Source organism: Micromonospora sp. NPDC007208 (genome assembly GCF_042869175.1).
Classification (GTDB): Bacteria; Actinomycetota; Actinomycetes; order Mycobacteriales; family Micromonosporaceae; genus Micromonospora; species Micromonospora foliorum.
The window spans coordinates 99,697-122,266 of sequence record NZ_JBIAFG010000021.1; the positions used below are offsets into that span (position 1 = coordinate 99,697).

21 protein-coding genes are annotated in these 22,570 nt (G+C 71.3%); 5 read left to right on the plus strand and 16 right to left on the minus strand.

All coding sequences use genetic code 11. The features are described 5' to 3' along the window. Window positions 1-86 precede the first annotated feature (86 nt). From ACFYL6_RS30160 to aspS, 3 genes are all read right to left on the minus strand, one after another. Complete coding sequence (locus ACFYL6_RS30160) at window positions 87-695, minus strand: ArsR/SmtB family transcription factor (RefSeq protein WP_387176452.1); 609 nt, start codon at window positions 693-695, stop codon at window positions 87-89. A gap of 62 nt (window positions 696-757) precedes the next feature. Continuing rightward, window positions 758-883: a hypothetical protein gene (locus ACFYL6_RS30165; protein WP_387176454.1), complete on the minus strand. Its 126-nt coding sequence runs from the start codon at window positions 881-883 to the stop codon at window positions 758-760. Between the two features lie 177 nt (window positions 884-1,060). After that, entirely contained in the window at window positions 1,061-2,866 is a 1,806-nt protein-coding gene (aspS, locus tag ACFYL6_RS30170) for an aspartate--tRNA ligase (protein ID WP_387176456.1), read from the minus strand. A 154-nt stretch (window positions 2,867-3,020) separates the two neighbouring features. On the opposite strand from aspS, the gene ACFYL6_RS30175 reads away from it, so the two are divergent. Together ACFYL6_RS30175 and ACFYL6_RS30180 are read left to right on the plus strand one after the other, a co-directional pair. Continuing rightward, the gene (locus ACFYL6_RS30175; protein WP_387176458.1) at window positions 3,021-3,755 is read left to right on the plus strand and encodes a DUF998 domain-containing protein; all 735 of its coding nucleotides are present in this window, start codon (window positions 3,021-3,023) and stop codon (window positions 3,753-3,755) included. Window positions 3,756-3,859: 104 nt separating this feature from the next. Further along, a complete protein-coding gene (locus ACFYL6_RS30180) occupies window positions 3,860-4,483 on the plus strand; it encodes a DUF998 domain-containing protein (protein ID WP_387176460.1) in 624 nt (207 codons plus the stop codon). A 96-nt stretch (window positions 4,484-4,579) separates the two neighbouring features. On the opposite strand, the gene ACFYL6_RS30185 is transcribed toward ACFYL6_RS30180, so the two are convergent. Both ACFYL6_RS30185 and ACFYL6_RS30190 read right to left on the minus strand, forming a co-directional pair. Continuing rightward, window positions 4,580-5,626 carry a S1 family peptidase gene (locus tag ACFYL6_RS30185; RefSeq protein ID WP_387176461.1) on the minus strand — a complete coding sequence of 349 codons (1,047 nt, stop codon included), beginning with the start codon at window positions 5,624-5,626 and terminating at the stop codon, window positions 4,580-4,582. Window positions 5,627-5,916: 290 nt separating this feature from the next. Then, window positions 5,917-6,393: a winged helix-turn-helix transcriptional regulator gene (locus tag ACFYL6_RS30190; protein WP_387176463.1), complete on the minus strand. Its 477-nt coding sequence runs from the start codon at window positions 6,391-6,393 to the stop codon at window positions 5,917-5,919. Window positions 6,394-6,448: 55 nt separating this feature from the next. On the opposite strand from ACFYL6_RS30190, the gene ACFYL6_RS30195 reads away from it, so the two are divergent. Continuing rightward, on the plus strand, window positions 6,449-6,955 hold the full coding sequence (locus ACFYL6_RS30195) for a PaaI family thioesterase (RefSeq protein WP_238659783.1): 507 nt from the start codon (window positions 6,449-6,451) through the stop codon (window positions 6,953-6,955). A gap of 153 nt (window positions 6,956-7,108) precedes the next feature. Here ACFYL6_RS30195 and ACFYL6_RS30200 read toward each other — a convergent pair whose 3' ends face one another. The 3 genes from ACFYL6_RS30200 to ACFYL6_RS30210 all read right to left on the minus strand — a co-directional run bounded on the left by ACFYL6_RS30200 (window position 7,109) and on the right by ACFYL6_RS30210 (window position 10,234). Then, a complete protein-coding gene (locus ACFYL6_RS30200; RefSeq protein WP_387176465.1) occupies window positions 7,109-8,050 on the minus strand; it encodes an acyl-ACP desaturase in 942 nt (313 codons plus the stop codon). A 71-nt stretch (window positions 8,051-8,121) separates the two neighbouring features. Next, the gene (gene hisS, locus ACFYL6_RS30205; RefSeq protein WP_387176467.1) at window positions 8,122-9,450 is read right to left on the minus strand and encodes a histidine--tRNA ligase; all 1,329 of its coding nucleotides are present in this window, start codon (window positions 9,448-9,450) and stop codon (window positions 8,122-8,124) included. Between the two features lie 73 nt (window positions 9,451-9,523). Next, window positions 9,524-10,234 carry an MBL fold metallo-hydrolase gene (locus ACFYL6_RS30210; protein ID WP_030488361.1) on the minus strand — a complete coding sequence of 237 codons (711 nt, stop codon included), beginning with the start codon at window positions 10,232-10,234 and terminating at the stop codon, window positions 9,524-9,526. Window positions 10,235-10,504: 270 nt separating this feature from the next. Here ACFYL6_RS30210 and ACFYL6_RS30215 point away from each other — a divergent pair, with 270 nt between their 5' ends. Both ACFYL6_RS30215 and ACFYL6_RS30220 read left to right on the plus strand, forming a co-directional pair. After that, the gene (locus ACFYL6_RS30215) at window positions 10,505-11,389 is read left to right on the plus strand and encodes a peptidylprolyl isomerase (RefSeq protein ID WP_387176469.1); all 885 of its coding nucleotides are present in this window, start codon (window positions 10,505-10,507) and stop codon (window positions 11,387-11,389) included. 59 nt (window positions 11,390-11,448) lie between these two features. Beyond that, the gene (locus ACFYL6_RS30220) at window positions 11,449-12,288 is read left to right on the plus strand and encodes a peptidylprolyl isomerase (RefSeq protein WP_387176471.1); all 840 of its coding nucleotides are present in this window, start codon (window positions 11,449-11,451) and stop codon (window positions 12,286-12,288) included. Window positions 12,289-12,384: 96 nt separating this feature from the next. Here the strand turns inward: ACFYL6_RS30220 and ACFYL6_RS30225 are convergent, their stop codons facing one another. From ACFYL6_RS30225 to ruvC, 8 genes are all read right to left on the minus strand, one after another. After that, window positions 12,385-14,901, minus strand: coding sequence for a RelA/SpoT family protein (locus ACFYL6_RS30225; RefSeq protein WP_387176473.1), 2,517 nt, complete (start codon window positions 14,899-14,901; stop codon window positions 12,385-12,387). 197 nt (window positions 14,902-15,098) lie between these two features. Then, window positions 15,099-15,665, minus strand: a complete 567-nt coding sequence (locus ACFYL6_RS30230) for an adenine phosphoribosyltransferase (RefSeq protein WP_387176475.1) — start codon at window positions 15,663-15,665, stop codon at window positions 15,099-15,101. Between the two features lie 78 nt (window positions 15,666-15,743). Further along, a complete protein-coding gene (secF, locus tag ACFYL6_RS30235; protein ID WP_387176477.1) occupies window positions 15,744-16,940 on the minus strand; it encodes a protein translocase subunit SecF in 1,197 nt (398 codons plus the stop codon). Between the two features lies 1 nt (window position 16,941). Beyond that, the gene (secD, locus tag ACFYL6_RS30240; RefSeq protein WP_387176479.1) at window positions 16,942-18,855 is read right to left on the minus strand and encodes a protein translocase subunit SecD; all 1,914 of its coding nucleotides are present in this window, start codon (window positions 18,853-18,855) and stop codon (window positions 16,942-16,944) included. A gap of 279 nt (window positions 18,856-19,134) precedes the next feature. Further along, the gene (gene yajC / locus ACFYL6_RS30245) at window positions 19,135-19,473 is read right to left on the minus strand and encodes a preprotein translocase subunit YajC (RefSeq protein ID WP_387176481.1); all 339 of its coding nucleotides are present in this window, start codon (window positions 19,471-19,473) and stop codon (window positions 19,135-19,137) included. Between the two features lie 139 nt (window positions 19,474-19,612). Beyond that, complete coding sequence (gene ruvB, locus ACFYL6_RS30250; RefSeq protein ID WP_387176482.1) at window positions 19,613-20,680, minus strand: Holliday junction branch migration DNA helicase RuvB; 1,068 nt, start codon at window positions 20,678-20,680, stop codon at window positions 19,613-19,615. 75 nt (window positions 20,681-20,755) lie between these two features. Continuing rightward, window positions 20,756-21,358 carry a Holliday junction branch migration protein RuvA gene (gene ruvA, locus ACFYL6_RS30255; protein ID WP_124823022.1) on the minus strand — a complete coding sequence of 201 codons (603 nt, stop codon included), beginning with the start codon at window positions 21,356-21,358 and terminating at the stop codon, window positions 20,756-20,758. Then, a complete protein-coding gene (ruvC, locus tag ACFYL6_RS30260) occupies window positions 21,355-21,882 on the minus strand; it encodes a crossover junction endodeoxyribonuclease RuvC (RefSeq protein WP_387176484.1) in 528 nt (175 codons plus the stop codon). Before ruvC ends, ruvA begins: the two co-directional genes overlap by 4 nt. Window positions 21,883-22,570: the final 688 nt, after the last annotated feature.

The following is a 22,570-nucleotide window of genomic DNA, read 5'->3' on the forward strand; positions in this document are numbered from 1 at the left end:
CTCGCAAAACCGGCTCACTCCTCACGCTCACGACGCCACCTCTGTTCGCGACTGCGGGGCTCGCAAAACCGGCTCACTCCTCGCGCTCACTGGTATTCCTCTCGCAGCGGATAGGCGGCCAGGAAGACCTGCACCGGGCGGGCGTCCGAGTCGGCGGAGGCATCAGGCTCGGCCGCACGGTGGTAGCGCTCCAGCACCTGCCACACCTCCGCCTTGAGTTCCTCCAGCCGGGCCGGCGGGATGGTCATGAAGATGTCGCTCATGCCGAACCCGTCCCGCCAGGCCGGCGACCACTCGTGCTGGGTGGCGAACCAGCGGTCGGCGGTCTCGGCGAGGAGACGCACCTGGTCGCCCTGGATCCACTCGATCGCGGCCCGGGCGTCGGGGTCGTCGTCGAAGTCGGTCGCTTCCCAGTTGGTGACGTCGTGCGCCGCCTGCCACCAGCGCTGCCGCCCGCTGCCCCGGTCGGGATCCTCGACGACCAACCCGACCTCGGCGAGTTGGCGCAGGTGGTAGCTGGTCGCGCCGGTGTTGGTACCGAGCATCTCGGCGAGGGTGGTGGCGGTGGCGGGTCCCTTCACGCGCAACGCCCCGACGAGCCGCATTCGCAGCGGGTGCGCCAGCACCCGGACCTGCCGTTTGTCGATGCGTACCTCGACCGGCGCCGGCCGCGAGGTGTCCTTGTCGTCCGCCATGAGTGCACACTATCTCTGCACACTTTCTATGCACAAGTCTTGTGCATAGAAAGTGTGCAAGGTTAGTGGGCGAGAACTTCGCGTACTCCGCGCAGCCGGGTGCGCAGCAGGCTGGCGGCGCGCGCGGAGTCGAGGCGTACGTCCAGGGGACGGACCAGGCCACTGGCCGCGCTGGTGGTGATCTTCAACCCGGCCAGGTCCAGGCCGTCCCGCTACACCCCACGATCAGGGAGTTCCGCACCAGGGCCGCGCCCGCATCCCAGCCCACTCCCCCATTAACGATCAAGAGGTTTGCGTCATCTCGCGGGGCGATGATGACGCAAACCTCTTGATCAACCAAGCAAACGGGCGGGAGGTGGTGGGGGTCAGACCGGGTCTGCTACCGGGGCTGCCGGGCCGGCCGTTCCGGTGTGGGCCGTTGCGGAGGGCTTGGGCTTGGCGTCGATGCCGGCCTCGGTGCGCTGCTGGGCGGTGATCGGGGTGGGGGCGCTGGTCAGCGGGTCGAAGCCACCCCGGGTCTTCGGGAAGGCGATGACCTCACGGATGGAGTCCGCGCCGGCGAGCAGCATGCAGACCCGGTCCCAGCCGAAGGCGATGCCGCCGTGCGGCGGTGCGCCGTACTTGAACGCCTCCAGCAGGAAGCCGAACTTGTCCTGCGCCTCCTCCGGAGTGATGCCGAGCAGGTCGAAGACCCGCTTCTGCACGTCACCCCGGTGGATACGGATCGACCCGCCGCCGATCTCGTTGCCGTTGCAGACGATGTCGTACGCGTAGGCCAGGGCGCGGTCCGGAGCCTCCTCGAACCGGTCGACCCACTCCGCGTTCGGCGAGGTGAACGGGTGGTGCACGGCCGTCCAACCGCCCTCGTCGGTGCGCTCGAACATCGGCGCGTCGACCACCCAGCAGAACGCCCAGGCGCTCTCGTCGATCAGACCGGACCGCTTGGCGATCTCGACGCGGGCCGCCCCGAGCAGCTCCTGCGCCTCCCGGGTGGTCGCGCTCGCGGCGAAGAAGACCGCGTCACCCGGCTTGGCGCCGACCGCGTCGGCGAGCCCGCCCAGGTGCTCGGCGGAGAGGTTCTTCGCCACCGGCCCGCGCGCCTCGCCGGTCTCGGCGTCCAGCACCACGTACGCCAGGCCGCGTGCGCCGCGCGCCTTGGCCCAGTCCTGCCAGCCGTCCAGCTCCTTGCGGCTCTGCGCCGCGCCGCCGGGCATCACCACCGCGCCGACGTAGCCGCCCGCGTCGATCGCCCCGGCGAAGACCCGGAACTCGGTGCCGCGCAGGTAGTCGGTCAGCTCGGTCAGCTCGACGCCGTAGCGCAGGTCCGGCTTGTCCGAGCCGTACCGGGCCATCGCGTCGTGCCAGGTGATCCGCGGGATCGGTCGGGTGATCTCGTGCCCGGCCAGGTCCTTCCACAGCGCCGAGACGATCGCCTCGCCGAGGTCGATCACGTCGTCCTCGGTGACGAACGACATCTCGATGTCGAGCTGGGTGAACTCCGGCTGCCGGTCGGCGCGGAAGTCCTCGTCGCGGTAGCAGCGGGCGATCTGGTAGTACCGCTCCATGCCGCCGACCATCAGCAGCTGCTTGAACAGCTGCGGCGACTGCGGCAGCGCGTACCAGCTGCCGGGCTGCAGGCGCACCGGCACCAGGAAGTCGCGGGCGCCCTCCGGCGTCGAGCGGGTCAGCGTCGGGGTCTCGATCTCCAGGAAGTCCCGTTCGTGCAGCACGCCCCGGGCGAGGTGGCTGGCGCGCGAGCGCAGCCGCAGCGCGTTCGCCGGGCCACTGCGGCGCAGGTCCAGGTAGCGGTACCGGAGTCGGATGTCGTCGCCGGCCTCGATCTGGTCGTCCACCGGCAACGGCAGCGGCGCCGCCTCGGAGAGCACCTCCAGCTCGACGGCGGTCACCTCGACCTCGCCGGTGGGCAGCTCCGGGTTCTCGTTGCCGGCCGGGCGGCGGGTCACCTCGCCGACGACCTTCACGCAGAACTCGTTGCGCAGCGCGTGCGCGTCCTCCTCGCGGAACACCACCTGGACAACACCGGAACCGTCGCGCAGGTCGACGAAGATGACCCCGCCGTGGTCGCGGCGGCGGGCCACCCAGCCGGCGAGCGTCACCGTCGAGCCGGCGTCCGCGGCGCGCAGGCTTCCGGCATTGTGGGTACGGATCACGGCTGGCAACTCCTCATCGTGGAACAGTCCTCACCCGCATTCTGTCAGGGGTGGCCGCTCCGCCTCCGGGCACCCGGTAGGCCGGCACGATTCGCTGGTGGGGTGGACCGGCGAACCCGACTCCCCCGCCAGCCGCGCCGGTTAACGTGGCGAAATGCGCGCCGTACCGAACTGGGCCGTCGCCACGGCGGCGGCGGCGCCGGTGCTGCTGGTAGCCGGGTGGACGGTGGCGGAGGCCCGACAACCCATCGGGTACGACCCGGTCCGGGACACCATCAGCGAGCTGGCGGGGCAGGACGCCACCGACGCGTGGATCATGGTGGTGGCCCTGGTGCTGCTCGGCTGCTGTTACCTGTCGGTCGCCGCCGTCCTGCACGCGGCCGGGCTGCCCAGCCGCTTCCTGCTGGCGATCGGTGGCGTGGCCACCATCGCGCTGGTCGCCTTTCCCCGGCCGCCGGTCGGCGGGTCGCTCAGCCACGGCATCGCGGCGACGGTGGCCGTCCTCGCCCTGGTGCTCTGGCCGGCCGGCTCGGCACTGCGGCTGCCGCGCGGCCACGACACCGAGCACCCCACCCGACCGGAGCCGCCCTGGGCGTTCCGCCGGGCGGTGGGGCTGAGCGCCACGCTCGTGCTGCTCGCGCTCTTCGGCTGGTGCGCGTTCGAGGTGACCGGTGGGTCCCGCACCGGGCTGGCCGAGCGGGTGACGGCGGTGGCGGTCTCCCTCTGGCCGCTGCTGGCGGTCCTCTCCGCCCGGCGGGCGCACCTCGCCTGGTCGGCCGGCGGCACCGTACGCGTCGGCCCGGACCTGCCGACCATGGGCGTCGTACCCCCGGATCCCCTCGGACCACCGAGCGGGCCCGCCCCCGGGCGACCCGACCGGCTGCCGTGAGCCGTCGCCCCGCCTGATCTGCATCGTCGCCCCCGCCGGCGTCGGCGCCGGCGGCCCGAGTGCGCGGCCCGGGCACCCGCCGGTCACACCGCTAGGATCGCCCGATGTCCGCCGTTCCCCGTTGGGCCCTGCTGTCGGCCGGTGGCGCACCGCTGTTCCTCGTCGGCGGCTGGACCCTGGCGCAGGCCGCCCAGTCCGACGGGTTCGACCCGGTGCGGCAGACCATCAGCGCGCTCGCCGCCGCGGGTGCGGACCACCGCTGGATCATGACGATCGGCCTGGCCGGCCTGGGCCTCTGTCACCTGACGACCGCGCTCGGCCTGGTCAGCGCCGCGCCGGCGGGGCGAGGGCTGCTCGCGCTGGGCGGGCTGGCGACCCTGGTCCTGGCCACGTTCCCGCAGAACACGGGCGGTGACTCGACGACGCACGCCGTGGCCGCCGGTGTGGCGTTCGGGGCGTTGGCCGTCTGGCCGGCCCTGGCGGTGCCCCGTCGAGCGAGGCCATCCACCAACGGGGAGCATCGCCACCTGACAGCTCCCGCACGCGCGGGGACGCTCGCCGTGGCGGCGCTCCTCCTCGGGCTGGTCGGTTGGTTCGCCGTCGAGTTATTCACCGACGGGGCATGGATCGGGCTGACGGAACGACTGGCGGCGGCCGCCGAGGCGGGCGTACCGCTGGCCGCCGTGCTGGTCTCCCGGCGGTGGCCGAGACCGTCCGGGCCCGGCTGACCGCCGTCGCGTTCGCCAGGTGCCGGCGGGCTCCGGTGGCTCGCAACGCGACGCGGGCCGCCGGAGTGTTCCGGCGGCCCGCGAGCGGTGCGTGGATTAGAAGACGCTGACGCCGTAACGGCTGAGCGCCTCGGTGACCGGCTGGAAGTAGGTCGTGCCACCGGTGCGGCAGTTGCCGCTACCACCGGAGGTCATACCCAGGGCGGTGCTGCCGGCGAAGAGCGAGCCGCCGCTGTCGCCCGGCTCGGCGCAGACGTTGGTGCGGATCAGACCGGAGACCGAACCCTCGGCGTAGTTCACCGTGGCGTTGGTCGCGTTCACCGAGCCGCCGCGCAGGCCGGTGGTGCTGCCGGAGCGCTGCACCGACTGGCCGACGGAGGCGTTACCGGCGCCGGTGATGTCCTGGTAGCTGCCGTTGTAGAGGTAGACGTTGCCGGCGGCGTTGGCGGAGTTGCTGTGCCGCACGATGCCGTAGTCGTTGCCCGGGAAGCTGGTGCCGGTACGGGTGCCGATCAGCGCGGTCTGGGCGGAGTTCGAGTACCAGCTGGCCGAGATGTTGGTGCAGTGCCCGGCCGTCAGGAAGTAGTAGGTGCTGCCACTGCGCACGTTGAAGCCGAGCGAGCAACGCCCGCCCCCGCCGGCGTAGATGGCCTGGCCGCCGGAGATCCGGGTGCTCAGCACGCCGGCCTCGGCCTCGACCCGGACCGCGCCGTTGGCCCGCGCGGCGGCGGCCTTGACCCGCTCCAGCTTGGCCCCAGTGACGGTGCTGTCGACGGAGACGACGACCTGGTTGGTGACCGGGTCGCTCCACCAGGCGGTGCCCGGGATCTTGGCGGAGCGCTCCAGCTCGGCCGTGGCCCGGTTGAGCTCGGCGGCACCGCGGGTGACGTAGCGGACGACGGCGCCGGCCTTGCTCGCCTTGCTGGCGGCGGCCGCGTCGGTCACCGTGACGACGGACTTGCCGCTGGCGTCGATGTACGAGCCGGCGGAGCGGTCGCCGAGTGCCGCAGAGATCGCAGCGGCGGCGTCGGGCGACGCGGCGGGAGCGGCCTGGGCGGGCGCGCCGATGAGCGAGCCGACAACCAGGGTTCCGGAAACGGCGACTGTGGCCGCAACGCGGAATGAGGACCTCGTGGGTCGCATGTAACAAACCTCCTGGGCGGGGGAGCGGGTCTGCCGGGGGCGGCTGACCCGAGGGCAACCCGGCCGATCTGGGGAAACCGGCCGACTGAGACTGAAGTATTCACATACTTAAGATCATTGACAAGGCTTGAATTCGCCCGGATTCACCGACCATGATCGGCCACACGGGCGCAACACCCCCGACACGCTGGCGAACAACCACCGTCACACCCGCCGACATCCGACCCAATTTCGGCGCGCACGATCATCGATGCGTTTCCGCACCGGGCGTCGGGTGCGGCGGGATCGGGTCAGGGGGTGCGGCGACGGGCGCCGGGGCCCGGCCTGGGCACCACGTCGCGGGGCCGACAAACGTCGTGCCCGTCGGCGCAGCGCAGTTCGGCGCGGACCTCGGCGCCGCAGTCGCGGTGCGTGACGCTGAGCGGCGGGCCCTCCGCGCCGGCGAGGTACCGGTCGCCCCAGCCGAGGACAGCGACGAGCACCGGCCAGAGATCCAGACCCTTCTCCGTCAGCCGGTACTCGTGGCGCAGCCGACTGCCGGGCTCCCGGTACGGCTCGCGACTCAGCACGCCCTGCTCCACCAGGCTGGCGAGCCGGTTGGTCAGCACCTGGCGCGGAATCCCGGTGCGCACGCGCATGTCGTCGAAGCGGCGTACGCCGGTGAACACCTCGCGGAGGACCACCAGCGTCCACCGCTCACCGAGGACCTCCATCGCCCGGGCGATGGTGCAGTTCTCCACTGACCAGTCCAGAGCCGCGGGTCGCATCCGACCAGGCTAGGTCTCGTTGACAGACTCAGCAACCTGCTGCCAGGCTGCGTCCATGACGCAGACGCAGGAACCAGCGCGCAGCCGTACCTTCACCTGGGCGGACCCGTCGGTCAACGCCGCCCAGGTCGGTCGCCGCAGCGGCCTCGACATGCTCCGGGCGATGATCGCCGGCGAACTGGCCGCGCCGCCGGTGATGCACCTTCTCGACATGACCCGGATGGAAGCCGACGAGGGTCGGGTCGTCGTCGAACTGACTCCGCAGGAGTTCCACTACAACCCGCTCGGCAGCGTCCACGGTGGCGTGCTCTCGACCCTGTTGGACACCGCCGCCGGGTGCGCCGTGCACACCACTCTGCCCGCCGGCGTCGGCTACACCTCGCTGGACCTCAACGTGAAGTTCCTCCGCCCGGTCACCGTCGACAGTGGCACCCTGCGCTGCGAGGGCACGGTGCTGCAACGCGGCCGCCGCACGGCCCTGGCCGAGGCCCGCATCACCGACGCCACCGCCCGCCTGATAGCCCACGCCACCAGCACCTGCCTCCTCCTCCCCCTCCCCTAACCCCCCCAACCCCCGGCCTCTCCCCCACCCTCAAGCCCTCGCTGCGTTGATCAAGAGGTTTGCGTCAGGAAACCGGCCTCCGGTGACGGAAACCTCTTGATCAACGCGAGCATGGGTGGGGGTGGGGGTGGGCTGGAGGGGTGCGGGTGGGGTTTAGCGGAGGGCTAGGCGGGCGGCTCGGGCGTCGCGCTTCTCCTCGAAGCGGCTCGCGGCGCGGTCCAGGCCTTCGAGCTGGGCGGCCAACTGCTCGCGGGCGGCTTCGCCGTCGGCGTTGAGGCCGGTCACGTTGAAGACGTCCCACTGGCGCAGGACCGGCTGGAGTACGTCGTCGCGGTGCTGGCGCAGGTCGTAGATGCCGGCCAGTGCGATCGCCACCGACTTGCGGGCGAAGCCCTCGATGCCGTTGCCCGGCATCTGGAAGTCGGCCACCACGTCGGCGACGGCCCGCATGGCCTGGCTCGGCGCCAGCTCGAACGCGGCCGCGAGCAGGTTGCGGTAGAAGACCATGTGCAGGTTCTCGTCGGCGGCCACCCGGGCCAGCAGTGCCTCGCAGGCGGGGTCGCCGGTGGCCTTGCCGGTGTTGCGGTGCGAGATGCGGGTGGCCAGCTCCTGGAACGAGACGTACGCCAGTGAGTGCAGCACCTCGTCGCCGTGGGCGTTGGTGTAGCCCTCGGACATGTGCGTCATCCGGGCCCGCTCCAACGCCACCGGGTCGACCGCCCGGGTGACGGTCAGGTAGTCGCGGATCGCGACACCGTGCCGACCCTCTTCGGCGGTCCACCGGTGCACCCAGGTGCCCCACGCGCCGTCGCGGCCGAACAGGGTGGCGATCTCGTGGTGGTACGAGGGCAGGTTGTCCTCGGTCAGCAGGTTCACGATCAGCGCGGTGCGGGCCACGTCCGGGATGGTGGAGTCGGTCGGTGACCACGCCTCGCCGCCGAGCGGCCCGTCGAAGGTCCGGCCTTCGCTCCACGGCACGTACTCGTGCGGGAACCACTCCTTGGCGAGCGAGAGGTGGCGGTCCAGGTTGCGCGCGACAACCGGCTCCAACTCGACGAGCAGCGCGGTCTGACTCAGTGTGGTGCTGACGGTCACGAGAAACTCCCTACGGTGGCGTAACTTACGCTACCGTAGGTCCCCGCGGCCGTCAGCGCCAGTGGAGACACTCAACCGACCGTCGGCTTGAGGTCTCCCACGGGCGGCATCCACTCGTGGGCACCGGCCGTGACCTGCTCACCGGAGCGGATGTCCTTCACCTCGTCCGGCGTTCCCTCGGTACCGGGGAACCAGACGTACGGGATGCCGCGCCGCTCGGCGTAGCGGATCTGCTTGCCGAACTTCGCCGCGCTCGGCGACACCTCGGTCGGCACCCCGCGCCGCCGCAGCGCCTCGGCCACCCGGTTGCTGGCCGTACGCTGCTCCTCGCTGGTCACCGCGACGAGCACGGCGGTCGGCACCTCCCGCGAGACCGACAGCTCCCCCGCGCCGAAGAGCAGCCCGAGCAACCGGGTCACCCCGATCGAGATCCCCACCCCGGGGTACGAGACAGCGCCGGCGCTGGCCAGGTTGTCGTACCGGCCGCCGGAGCAGATCGAGCCGAAGCGCTCGTAGCCGCGCAGCTGGGTCTCGTAGACGGTGCCCGTGTAGTAATCCAGGCCACGGGCGATGCGCAGGTCCGCCACGCAGAGGCCGGGCGAGTGCTCGGCGGCGGTCTCCACCACTCGGACCAGCTCCTCGATGCCCTCGTCGAGCAGCGGGTCGCTGACCCCGAGTGCCCGGACGGCGTCGGCGAACGACGCGTCCGGGGCGGAGATCTCGGCCAGCGCCAGGCACGCCTTGGCCTGCGCCTCGCTCGCCCCGGCGGTCTGGGCCAGCAGCTCGGCCACCTTCGCCGGGCCGATCTTGTCGAGCTTGTCCACGGCGCGCAGCGCCGCCTCCGGGTCGGTCAGCCCGATGCCCCGGTAGAAACCCTCGCAGATCTTGCGGTTGTTGACCTGGATCGTCACCGGCGGGATCGGCAACGAGCGCAGCGCGTCCCCGATGACCAGGGGCATCTCCGCCTCGTGGTGCGGAGCCAGCGTGTCCCGGTCGACGATGTCGATGTCGGCCTGGACGAACTCCCGGTAGCGGCCCTCCTGCGGCCGCTCACCCCGCCACACCTTCTGGATCTGGTAGCGGCGGAACGGGAAAGCCAGCTTGCCGGCGTTCTCCAGCACGTACCGGGCGAACGGCACGGTCAGGTCGAAGTGCAGGCCGAGCTGGTCGTCCGCACCGGCACCCTCGGCGTCGGCGTGCAACCGCCGGATAACGTAGACCTCCTTCGAGGTCTCACCCTTGCGCAGCAGCTGGTCCAGCGGCTCAACGGCGCGGGTCTCCAGCGGCGCGAAGCCGTACAGCTCGAAGGTGGCCCGGATCTTGTCGAGCACGAACTGCTCGATCATCCGCTGACCGGGCGTCCACTCCGGGAAGCCGGAGATGGGCGTGGGCTTGCTCATCGGCGTACTCCTTGCGGTTCCGCGCCCACGGCGCGGTGGTGTCGTGGGGTCCGCGCGCGGCGCGGACGAAGATCTAGAGGCCCCGGGTGGGCGCGGCCGGCGACGTGCCAGCCACCTCGATGAGGTACGGGTTGCTGGCGCGCTCGCGGCCGATGGTGGTGCTGGGGCCGTGGCCGGGCAGCACGACGGTGTCGTCGGCCAGCGGGAGGATCTTGTCGCGCAGGCTGGTGAGCATGGCCGGCATGCTCCCGCCCGGCAGGTCGGTGCGGCCGATCGACCCGGCGAAGAGGACGTCACCGGAGAGGCACAGCTCGTCAGCCTCCCAGCTCGACCCGGCGCCCGGCAGCCGGAACAGCACCGACCCGCCGGTATGGCCCGGGGCGTGGTCGACGGCGATCTCCAGGCCGGCGAGCGTGAGGGTGGCGCCGTCGGTCAGCTCCGCCACGTCCTCCGGCTCGGTGTAGCTCAGCCGGCCGCCGAAGAGCGACGTCAGGTCGGTCGAGAGGCCCTTGGACGGGTCGGCCAGCATCTCCCGGTCACCGGGGTGCACGTACGCGGTGATGCCGCGCGCACCGCAGACCGGCGCGACGGAGAAGGTGTGGTCGAGGTGGCCGTGGGTGAGCAGCACGGCGGCCGGATGCAGGCGGTGCTCGGCGAGCAGCGCGTCGAGTTGGTCGAGCACCCCGATGCCGGGGTCGACCACCACGCACTGCTCCCCCGGCGCGGTGGCAACCACGTAGCAGTTGGTGCCGAAGGCGTCCGCGGGAAAGCCGGCCACGAGCACGGGCGCTGTCCTTTCCGTCGAGCAGCTGTCGTCCTGCAGAGCAGCCTATCGGGCGGGCCGAGCGAGTTTGCCGCGTCCGTCCCAGGCGCCCCGTAGGGCACAGTGACAACCTCCGATAAGCGCTGCTCGGGACGGGGTGGACCTCGTACACCACATTCCCAGTCACTAGCCGTACACTCTGGCGGGCGTGTGGCGCGGCACACGTGACGCCCGGACGGGCCGGGGCGACCGGCCGCCGGCGACGACCAGGTAGAGGAAAGGGGAGCACGGGTGGCTTCCAGCAGGGACCGGCAGCGCAAACTGGCGCGGGCCAAGCTCGACCGGCAGTTGGCTCGGCGGGCCGCCTCTACGCGGCGCCGACGGCAGATCCAGGCCGGGGTTGGCGCCGCTCTGATCCTCGTGTTGGTCGTGGCCGGCTCAGCCTGGGCGCTCGGTGCGTTCGACTCCGACCCGAAGCAGAACACGGCCGCGGAGGAGACCTGCCTCTGGACGCCGCAGGACGCGACGGCCAACACCAACCTCAAGGACGTCGGCACGCCGGCCACCAAGGATCTGCCCACCGACGGCACCCGGGCGATGACGGTGACCACCAACCAGGGCGCGCCGATCACCGCGGAGCTGAACCTGACCAACTCCCCGTGCGCCGCGGCGAGCATCGCCCACCTGGCGAGCCGGTCGTTCTACGACAACACCAAGTGCCACGAGATCACCACCGAGGGCGCGCTGCGTTGCGGCGACCCCAGCGGCACGGGTCTCGGTGGGCCGACCTACTCGTTCTACGACGAGGAGCTGCCGACCGTCCCGTCGGCGTCGCCGTCGGCCAGTCCGGCCCCCAACCAGCCGCCGACGTACCCGAAGGGCACGGTGGCGATGATCTCCAACCCGCCGGGCAGCAACGGCAGCCAGTTCCTGATCTTCTTCAAGGACTTCACCACCGCCGACCCGAAGTACCCGGTCATCGGCCGGGTGACCGGCGGGCTGGACGTGGTGGAGAAGATCGGTGCCCTCCCGACCGTGGACAATGGGACCGGGGCGAAGGTCAAGCCCAGCACCGATGTGACGATCCAGAGCCTCACGGTCGGTGAGCCGGTCACCGGTGCGGCACCGGCGCCGTCGGCCTCCGGCACCCCGGCCAGCAGCCCGACCGCCGGCTGACCGGGCGCCACCACCCACCAAAGCGGCACTCAGCAGCAGACAGCCAGGAGGATCCAGGCGTGACGTCCACCAGAGAGCGGCAGCGCGCGGCGGCACGCGCCCGGCTCGAGAAGGAGATGGCCGAGCGCTCGGCCAAGGCCCGCAAGCGCCGGCAGACGACGGCGATCGTCAGCGCGGGTGCCGCGCTGGTGCTCGTGGTCGCCGGCACCGTCTGGCTGGCGGTGAGCCTCGGCGGTGACGACGACAAGCCCGGCACCACCACCGCGGCGCCCGGCGCGTCCGAGTGCGTGTACAACGCGCTGCCAGCCGAGCAGCGGCCCCCGCAGATCAAGGACGTGGGGGTGCCGAGCAACCAGCAGTCCGGCACCGGCGTGCAGACCATGACGATCGACACCAACCTCGGCCCGATCACCGCCAAGGTCGACCGGTCGCTGGTGCCGTGCACGGCGGGCAGCTTCACCCACCTCGCGGAGAAGAACTTCTTCGACAACACCAAGTGCCACCGGCTCGTGACCGAGGGCATCAAGGTGTTGCAGTGCGGTGACCCCAGCGCCACCGGCAACGGCTGGCGGGACACCGACGGCCAGGGCGGCCCAAGCTACCGCCTGCCCGAGGAGAACCTGCCCACCGACAAGCGCCCGCCGTACCCGGAGGGTGTCATCGCGATGGCCAACTCCGGCCAGCCGGGCAGCACCGGCAGCCAGTTCTTCATCGTCTACGGCGACTCGCCGCTGGACCCGGCGTACACCGTGCTGGGCACCATCACCGGCGGCCTGGACCTGGTCAAGGACGTGGCCAAGGCCGGCGACGACGGGGCGTTCGCCCAGCAGGCCGGCGGTGGCCACCCGAAGAAGGAGGTCATCATCAAGGACCTCACGATGAGCGCGCCGCAGGGCTGACACCCGCGCAGACGACACAGCGCCCGCCGGCTGAGCCGGCGGGCGCTGTCGTGTTTTCCGGGGTACGCGCCGAGCCCCGGATCGCTCCAGGTGGCGTCAGGCCCCGGAGGTGACCCGGTAGGCGTCGAAGACGCCGTCGACCTTGCGGACGGTGGCCAGCAGGTGGCCCAGGTGCTTCGGGTCGGCCATCTCGAAGCTGAACCGGCTCACCGCCACCCGGTCGCGGGTGGTGGTGACGGTGGCGGAGAGGATGTTGACCCGCTCGTCGGAGAGCACACGAGTGACGTCGGCCAGCAGCTTGTGCCGGTCCAGGGCCTCGACCTGGATGGCGACCAGGAACGTCGAGGCGGAGGTGAGTTTCCAGCTCACCTCGACGACCCGCTCGCTCTGCGCGCGCAGGTCCTCGGCGTTGGCGCAGTCGTCGCGGTGCACGCTCACCCCGCCGGAGCGGGTGACGAAGCCGAACACCGAGTCCGGTGGGACCGGGGTGCAGCAACGGGCCAGCTTGATCCAGACGTCGCTGACGCCGCGGACCACCACGCCCGGGTCGCTGCTGCTCTGCCGACTGCGCGGCGGCCGGGTGGCGACGGCGGTCTCGGCGATGTCCTCCGCCGCGCCCTCCTCGCCGCCGTACGCGGCCATCAGCTTCTGCACCACCGACTGCGCGGAGACCTGGCTGTCGCCGACCGCCGCGTAGAGCGACGCCACGTCGGCCAGGTGCAGGTCGCGGGCGATCGACATGAGCGCGTCGGAGGTGAGCATCCGCTGCAACGGCATGCCCTGCTTGCGCATCGCCTTGACGATCGCGTCCTTGCCGGCCTCGATCGCCTCCTCGCGCCGCTCCTTGTTGAAGTACTGCCGGATCTTCGTCCGGGCGCGCGGACTCTTGACGAAGCCCAACCAGTCCTGCGTCGGGCCGGCCGTCTCGGACTTCGACGTGAAGATCTCGATCACGTCGCCGTTGGACAGCGTCGACTCCAGCGGCACCAGCTTGCCGTTGACCCGCGCCCCGATGCACTTGTGCCCCACCTCGGTGTGCACCGCGTACGCGAAGTCCACGGGCGTCGACCCGGTCGGCAGCGGGATGACGTCACCCTTGGGGGTGAAGACGTACACCTCCTGGCTGGACAGGTCGAAGCGCAGCGCGTCCAGGAACTCGCTCGGGTCGGCGGCCTCGCGCTGCCAGTCCAGCAACTGCCGCAGCCAGGTCATCTCGTCGATGTGCGCGGGCGGGCCGACGATCTGGGTTCCCTTGTGCTCCTTGTACTTCCAGTGCGCGGCGATGCCGAACTCCGCGGTGCGGTGCATCGCGTACGTGCGGATCTGCATCTCCACCGGCTTGCCGGTGGGCCCGATGACCGTGGTGTGCAAGGACTGGTACATGTTGAACTTGGGCATCGCGATGTAGTCCTTGAACCGGCCCGGCACCGGCTGCCAGTTGGCGTGGATGACCCCCAGCGCCGCGTAGCAGTCGCGAACCGTGTCGACCAGGATCCGCACGCCCACCAGGTCGTAGATGTCGTTGAAGTCGCGACCCCGCACGATCATCTTCTGGTAGATCGAGTAGAGGTGCTTCGGCCGCCCGGTGGTCTCCGCCTTGATCTTGGCGGCCTTCAGGTCGGTCTGCACCTTCTGCGTCACCTGCCGCAGCAGCGCCTCGCGCTGCGGCTGGTGCTCCCCGATCAGCCGGTTGATCTCCTCGTAGCGCTTCGGGAACAGCGTGCCGAAGGACAGATCCTCCAGCTCCCACTTGATCGTGTTCATACCGAGCCGGTGGGCGAGAGGTGCCAGGATCTCCAGCGTCTCCTTGGCCTTCTGCTCCTGCTTGGGGCGGGGCAGGAAGGTCAGGGTACGCATGTTGTGCAGCCGGTCGGCCAGCTTGATCACCAGCACCCGCGGGTCCTTGGCCATGGCCACGACCATCTTGCGGATCGTCTCGGCCTTGGCCGCGTCGCCCAGCTTGACCTTGTCGAGCTTGGTGACGCCGTCGACCAGCAGGGCGACCTCGCCACCGAAGTCGGCCCGCATCTGGTCGAGGGTGTACTCGGTGTCCTCGATGGTGTCGTGCAGCAGCGCGGCGACCAGCGTGGTGGTGTCCATCCCCAGGTTGCCGAGGATCGTCGCCACCGCGAGCGGGTGGGTGATGTAGGGGTCACCGGACTTGCGGTACTGCCCCGAGTGCCACCGCGCGGCCGTGTCGAAGGCGCGCTGGAGCAGCCGGGCGTCCGCCTTGGGGTGGTTGTCCCGGTGGCTCGCGATGAGCGGCTCCAGCACCTCGCTGACCTGAGAGGTCTGCCAGGGCGCGTTGAACCGGGCCAGCCGGGCCCGGACCCGCCGGCCGGTGGGCGCGTTGGAGAGCCCGAAGCCGCCGCTGGGCGACGGGTCGAGACCGGCGTCGGTCGGGAACGGCACCACGACACCGTCGGCACCGGGCGACGCCTCGGCGCTGGGTGGGCCGCTGGTCGGACGCACCGCGCTCTCGCCGGAAGCCGGGCCGGAGCCGTTGCCCGTCACCCGGGCCGGCGCGTCGCCTGCCCGGTCGGTCACCGAGCCGTCAGCGTCGCCTGTCGGGTGCACCGTGCCCTCCGCCGGGGGGACGACATCGTGGGACACCGGCCTCCTCACCGCTCGCCGGAAACACGCCGGCCGAACATCGGCCGACCTGGTCTCGCCCGCCGGACGGCGTACCGCCGGCGTCAGCAAAGGGCAATGCTACCCGCACGGACGGTCCCCTGCCGCTCCGCCGGACGGTCGGCGCCGGGCCCGTCCGACCGGTACGGGATCAAACGGTCAGCAGAGTATCGACCGGTTCAAACGGTCAACAGGGCGTGGACGGGACGCGGCGCCAGACGCTCACGCCCACCCAGGAAACCGAGCTCCAGCAACACGGTGAAGCCGGTGACGGTCCCGCCGGCCCGCTCGACCAGGTCCAGTGTCGCCTCGGCGGTGCCACCGGTGGCCAGCACGTCGTCGACCACCAACACCCGGTGCCCGGCGGTGAAGGCGTCCTCGTGCACTTCGAGGGTGGCCTCGCCGTACTCCAGCGCGTAGGAGACCGAGTGCGCCGGGCGGGGCAGCTTGCCGGCCTTGCGCACCGGCACCACGCCCACCCCGGTCGCGTACGCGATGGCCGCCGCGACGACGAACCCGCGCGCCTCGATGCCGACCACCACGTCGAAGGTGTCCCGCCCGTGGTACGCGACGATCCCGTCGATCACCTCACGGAAGACCTTGCCGTCGGCGAACAGTGGCATCAGGTCCTTGAACAGGACGCCGGGCTTCGGGAAGTCGGGCACGTCCAGCACCCGACTGGCGACCAGTCGGGCGGCCTCCGGGCCACTGTCCCCGCGCGCTGCGGTGCTGTGGGTCTCCGTCACGGCTGTTTCGCTTCCCTTCAACGACGAACGGCGTCCGGCAACAGCATGCCGGACGCCGTTCGGGTGTTTCCTGTCGGGTCAGCGCCGCTTGGCGCCACCCGGCCGGTTGCCGCCGCCACCCGGGCGACCGCCCCGGGCACCGGTCGGCCGCTTACCCGCCGGCCGAGCGCCCACCTTGGGGGCGGCACCGGCCAGTGCGGCGGCGTCCGGGTCGACCGGCTCGTCGGTCGCGTCGGCCTGGGCTGCCGGGCTCGCGGCACCCCTACCGGGGACCTCGCCACGGCTGATCGCGCCCCGCCGGGTCAGGACGCGCTTGTTGTGCGCCTGGATCCGCGGGTCGTAGTTCTTGAGAAGCGCCAGCAGCGGGGTGGCCACCAGGATGGAGGTCAGGAACGCCACCGCCATACCGACGAACAGCACCAGACCGAGGTCCTTCAGCGTGCCGGCGCCGAGCAGGCCGGCACCGATGAAGAGCAGACCGCCGACCGGCAGCAGGGCGACCACTGAGGTGTTCAACGACCGCATCAGGCTCTGGTTGACGGCCAGGTTGGCCGCCTCGCCGTACGTCTGGTTGTTGTTGGCGGTGATGCCCCGGGTGTTCTCCTGGACCTTGTCGAAGACCACCACCACGTCGTAGAGCGCGAAGCCCAGGATCGTGAGGAGACCGATGATCGTCGACGGGGTGACCTCGAAGCCGACAAGCGAGTAGATGCCGGCGGTGAGGAGCAGGTTCGTGATCAGCGAGGCGACCGCGGCCACGGCCATCCGCCACTCGAAGCGCAGGATCAGGTAGACCATCACCAGCGCGATGAAGATGACCAGACCGAGGATGGCCCGCTGGGTCACCTGGCTGCCCCACGCCTCACTGACCTGGTTACCGCTGATCTGATTCGCGTTGATGCCGAGGTCCTCGGCGATCTGGGCCTTGACCGAGTTGGCCTGCTCGGCGCTGAGCTGCCCGGTGCGCAGCTCGTAGGAGTCGCCACCGGGGCCGCCGACCTTCTGTGCGGTAACCACCTCGATGCCGGTGTTCTCGGCGGCGAGCGCCGAGTTGACCTCGCGCTCGGCGTCGTCCAGGGTGCCGACGCTGGCCGGCACCTGGAACGAGTTACCGCCGGCGAACTCGATGCCGAGGCTGAAGCCGCGAATCGAGAAGCTGAGGATCGCGATCAGGACCAGGACCCCGGCGACGCCGAACCAGAGCTTGCGCCGGCCGACGATGTTGAGACCGGCCTCGCCGTTGTAGAGGCGGCTCGCCAGACCGTTTTCAGCCATCTCAGGCCTCCTTGGCGCGCGGGTTGCGGGGCTGAGTCGGCTGGTTGCGGGCCGGAAGTGCCCGGCCGAGACCGCTGACCCGCGGGGACAGGAACGCCCGGGTCCGGGCGAACATCGTCATGATCGGGTGCCGGAAGAGGAACACCACGACCAGGTCCAGCACGGTGGCCAGACCCAGGGCGAACGCGAAGCCCTTGACCGTGCCGACCGAGACCACGTAGAGCACCACAGCGGAGAGCAGGGTGATCGCGTTGGCCGAGATGATCGTCCGACGGGCCCGGATCCAGGCGCGGGGCACCGCGCTGCGCGGGCTGCGGCCCTCCCGGATCTCGTCTTTCAGTCGTTCGAAGTAGATGACGAACGAGTCCGCCGCTACACCGAGTGAGACGATCATGCCGGCGATGCCGGCGAGGGTGAGCGTGAAGCCGATCTGCCGGCCGAGCACCACCAGCGCGCCGAAGACGAGCAGCGCGGACAGGATGAGGCTCAGGAAGATCACCGAGCCGAGCAGCCGGTAGTAGAAGAACGAGTAGATGATGACCAGCAGCATGCCGATGCCGGCCGCGAGCAGACCGGCACGCAGGTGGCTGGCGCCCAGCGTGGCGGTGACGTTCTGCGACTCCTGCGCCTTGAAGGTCACCGGCAGCGCACCATAGCGCAGCTGGCCGGCGAGTGCGCTGGCGTCCTTCTGGTTGAAGTTGCCGGTGATCTGGGAGTTGCCGGTCAGCACGCCCTGGATCTCCGGGGAGGAGACGATCTCGTTGTCCAGCACGACGGCCACCCGGCACTTGCCGTCCTGACCCAGCGCGCTGGCGTCGCAGGCCTGGCCCTCGTTGTTGAACGCCTCACGGGTCAGCGAGGTCCACTTGCCCTGGCCGTCGCCGGTGAAGTCCAGGCTGACCACCCACGCGTTGGTCTGGTCGAGCACCGCGTCGGCGTCGTCCACGTCGGTGCCCTCGACCTTTGCCTGGTCGAGCAGGTACTTCGATGCGCCGTCCTCGCAGGCGACCACCTGCTGCTTCGGGTCGGAGATCGACGCGGGTGGGCGCTTGTCGAGCTGCGCGCAGCCGATCGTCGGCACGTTGAACTGCATCTGCGCCGGCAACACCGCGACCTCCTGCGGCGACAGCGTGCCGAACGGCTTGAGCTTGTCGGCCAACGACGGGTCGGCGGTCAGGTCGGCCGGAGCCTGCAGCCCGCTGGCGGCCTGCCACGCGGCGGCGCCAACCTTCTGCTCGACGGCCTTGCGCTGCTCCTCGATGCTGGCCGGCACCGGCTCTTCGCTGGCGCTGGCGCTGGGCGCGGCGGCGCTCGGCGAGGCCGTGGCGGACGCGGAGGGAGTCGGCGTGGCACTCGGCGAGGCCGGGGCCATGCCGCCCTGGCCGCCGCTGGGCGACGAGGTCACCTTCGGGGAGGCGCTGCCCGTCGGGGTCGGGGTCGCGCCACCGGACGGGGTCGGGGCGGCGCTGCCGGACGGCGCCGGCGTGGCGGCGGGCGGTGCCTCGGCCACGCCGCTGCCGGGGGCGGCCTTGAGCACCTTGCGGAAGCGCAGCTCAGCCGCGCTGCCCACCTCGTCGATGTCCCGGTTCTCACCGGGCAGGGAGACGACGATGTTCCGGTTACCCTCGGTGACCACCTCGGCCTCGGCCACGCCGAGCCCGTTGACCCGGTTCTCGATGATCTGCCGGGCCTCCTCGAGGTTCTCCGCCGTCGGGGGCTTGCCATCGACGGAGTTGGTCGCCTCCAGCGTCAGCCGGGTGCCGCCGATGAGGTCCAGGCCGAGCTTGGGCTCGAGCCGGTCCTTCCAGCCGCCGCTGGCGCCGGCGAAGAACACCAAAAGATAGAGGACCACGAAGATGAACCCGAGCACGGCGAGCTGCCGCCCGGGGCGCATCTGTCCCTGAGGTGGTGCCACGGCTGTCCTGTCTCCCTGTACGGTCGCGCCGCTGTCGCAGCGGCGGCGGTGTCGGGCCGGGGGTCCCGCCCGACGGGTCTGCCTTGAGCCGACGAGAATGCCGGCACGAGGACCGGACACGCCCGGCGCGGAACGCCGACGGTCACGGGAACGTGCCGACGCCCGGCGTCGACCCAACTATCCAGTTTTCACGTCTCGTCCGCTGCCCCGTTCGGGCGCGACGACCCGGAAGCCGGCCGACCGGCCGTACGCCGGACTCGCCGCCCCCGGGGGGAGGGGTCAGTCCTTGACGGTGTCCGCGTCCTCGGTGACCGGCTCGCTCGGCAGCTCCGCGCGGGTGACCACCCGCGCGATGGCCGGGCGGGCGTAGCGGGTCTGCACGCCCGGTGCCACCTCGATCAGGACAGTGTCGTCCTCGATGCCGGTGACCGTGCCGTAGAGCCCACCAATGGTCACGACCTCGTCGCCGGGGCCGAGGTTGGACTGCATCGCCTCCGCCTCGCGGCGGCGCTTCTGCTGGGGCCGGATCATCATGAAGTACATAACACCGAAGAGCAGGACGATCATCAGGATCGGCGTGAAACCGCCGGCCCCGCCACCCGCTGCTGCCAATTGCACGGTTACTGACCTTCCCATTGGCCACCTGCTCGGCACCGTGGGTGCCGGAGCGGAGGCGGATTCTCACGTCCTGTTAGACCGCGGCGAAGTCTAAACCCTGCACCTGAGAACGCCGAATGCGGCACAGATCACGTTCACATCACGGCTGATCGACGTCCAAGGAGAACAAGTCGGGCACAGGTGGACTATCCGTGCCAAATGTACCATTCGGTGGCGTGCGCCCCAGATGCCGCCAGGCGGCCTCGGTCGCCACCCGCCCCCGGGGCGTACGCGCCAACAGCCCGGCTCGCACCAGGAACGGCTCGCAGACCTCCTCCACCGTGTCCGGCTGCTCCCCCACCGCCACGGCGAGGGTGGACAACCCGACCGGGCCGCCCCGGAACGAGTCGACCAACGCGGTCAGCACCGCACGGTCCAGCCGGTCCAGGCCGAGCGCGTCCACGTCGTACACGATCAGGGCGGCGCGGGCGGTGTCGAGATCGACCACCCCGTCCGCCCGGACCTCGGCGTAGTCGCGGACCCGGCGCAGCAGCCGGTTGGCGATCCGCGGGGTGCCCCGGGACCGACCGGCGATCTCGGTCGCGCCCTCGGGAGTGATCGGCACCCCCAGAATCCGCGCCGAACGGTGCAGCAGCGTCTCCAGATCCGCCGGGGCGTAGAAGTCGAGGTGCGCCACGAAGCCGAACCGGTCCCGCATCGGCCCGGTCAACAGACCCGAGCGGGTCGTCGCGCCGACCAGAGTGAACGGCTCGACATCCAGCGGGATCGCCGTCGCCCCCGGCCCCTTGCCCACCACCACGTCGACCCGGAAGTCCTCCATCGCGCTGTACAGCAACTCCTCGGCCGGCCGCGCGATCCGGTGGATCTCGTCGATGAAGAGCACATCACCCTCGGCGAGGCTGGTCAGGATCGCCGCCAGATCCCCGGAACGCTCGATCGCCGGGCCGCTGGTCACCCGGATGCCCGCGCCCAACTCGGCGGCGACGATGTTGGCCAGACTCGTCTTACCCAACCCGGGCGGGCCGGAGAGCAGGATGTGGTCCGGCGGCGACCCCCGCCGCATGGCGCCCTGCAACAACAGGTCAAGCTGGTCGCGGACCCGGTCCTGGGCGATGAACTCCGCCAGCCGCCTCGGCCGTACCGTGGCCTCCGCGTCCCGGTCGGCGTCACTGACGTACGCCGAGACGAGCCCCTCGGTCTCGCTCATCGTGCCGCCTTCACTCGCGACTGCGGGGCTCGCAAACCCGGCTCACTCCTCGCGCTCATCGCGCGGCCCGCGCGGTCATCGGGTCCGGCCCAGCAGTCGGATGGCCTGCTTGAGCAGCACCGGCACCGGCGGGGTCTCCCCCTCGATCGACTCCGCCACCGCGGCCACCGCCTGATCGGCCTGACCGGCCGTCCAGCCAAGCCCCACCAGTGCCTGCCGGACCTGCTCGGGCCAGCTGCCGCGGGTCACCCCGGCGACGCCGTCCGCGCCGATCGGCACCGGGCCGATCCGGTCGCGCAGCTCCAGCACCAGGCGTTCCGCACCCTTCTTGCCAATCCCGGGTACGCGGGTCAGGGCGGCCGTGTCGGCGTTGGCGATCGCCTTGCGTACCGCGTCCGGCGTGTGCACCGCCAGCACCGCCTGGGCCAGTCGCGGGCCGACCCCACTGGCGGTCTGGAGCAGCTCGAACAGCGACTTGGCGTCGTCGTCGGCGAATCCGTAGAGGGTCAGCGAGTCTTCCCGCACGATCAGGCTGGTGGCGAGCCGGGCGACCTGGCCCACCCGCAGCTCCGCGAGGGTCCCCGGGGCGCAGTGCACGGCGAGCCCGACCCCACCGACCTCGATCACGGCCTGGTCCGGACCCGTCGCGGTCACCGTGCCGCGCACGCTGGCGATCATCGTGCTCCTCCTCGTCGTGCCCGGTCAGCCGCGGCGGCCAGCTTGGAGCGGGTCCCACCACGCCACACGTGGCAGATGGCCAGGGCCAGCGCGTCCGCGGCGTCCGCCGGCTTCGGCGGCTCGGCCAGCCGCAACAGCCGGGTCACCATGGCGGTCATCTGCGCCTTGTCAGCCTGACCGGAGCCGGTCACGGCCGCCTTCACCTCACTCGGCGTGTACGTCTGCACCGGCAGCCCGGCCCGCGCCCCGGCCAGCACGGCGATGCCACTGGCCTGCGCGGTGCCCATCACGGTACGAACGTTGTGCTGGCTGAACACCCGCTCGACGGCGACGCTCTCCGGCTGGTGCTCGGCGACCAGCTTGCCCAGCGACCGGTCCAGGTGCAACAGGCGCAAGGCAAGGTCGTCGGCCGGGTCGGTGTAGACCACGTAGTAGGCGACCAGGGTGCAGGGCCGGCCGGGCACACCCTCGACCACGCCCACCCCACACCGGGTCAAACCCGGGTCGACACCGAGCACGCGCACGCCGCCCCCTCCCCCAGCCGTCAGCAGTACGTGTGTTCGACACCCTAACCGGCGCCCTTCCCACCAGCCCCACGGGACACGCCTTCCGCACCCCCGCCCTCCGCATCCCCGCGCCCCGTACTCCCCGCGCCCCGCGGCCCGGACCCCGTCGCCCCGCGCCCGCAGCCCGCACCCCGTCGCCCCCGCACCCCGCACCCCGTCGCCCCCGCACCCCGCACCCCCGCGCCCCCGTCGCCCCGCGCGCCCCCGTCGCCCCGCGCGCCCCCGTCGCCCCGCGCGCCCCCGTCGCCCCGCGCGCCCCCGCACCCCCGCGCGCCCCCGCACCCCCGCACCCCCGTCGCCCCGCGCCCCGCACCCCGCGCCCCGCACCCCCGTGGGCCCGTGGCCCCACACCCCCGTGGCCCGCGCCAAGATCTGCGCAACTTCCCGGATGTTGCTGCCTCCGACGCGCGAGAGACAGCAACATCCCTGACATTGCGCGGATCTTGACGACAAACACGGTGCCGACCGACCAGGAACGGCCTTCGGGGCGCCACCGCCGTCAAGGTCACGCTCGATCCTGGATGTAGTGGCAACGACGAGCCGGGAAGCCACCCCGTGCTCAGCTGGTGGAAGCAATCTGGCTGGTCAGCAGCTCGGCGAAGACTTCTTTGGGTTTCTTGTAGGCGAGGATACGGCGGGGTCGGTT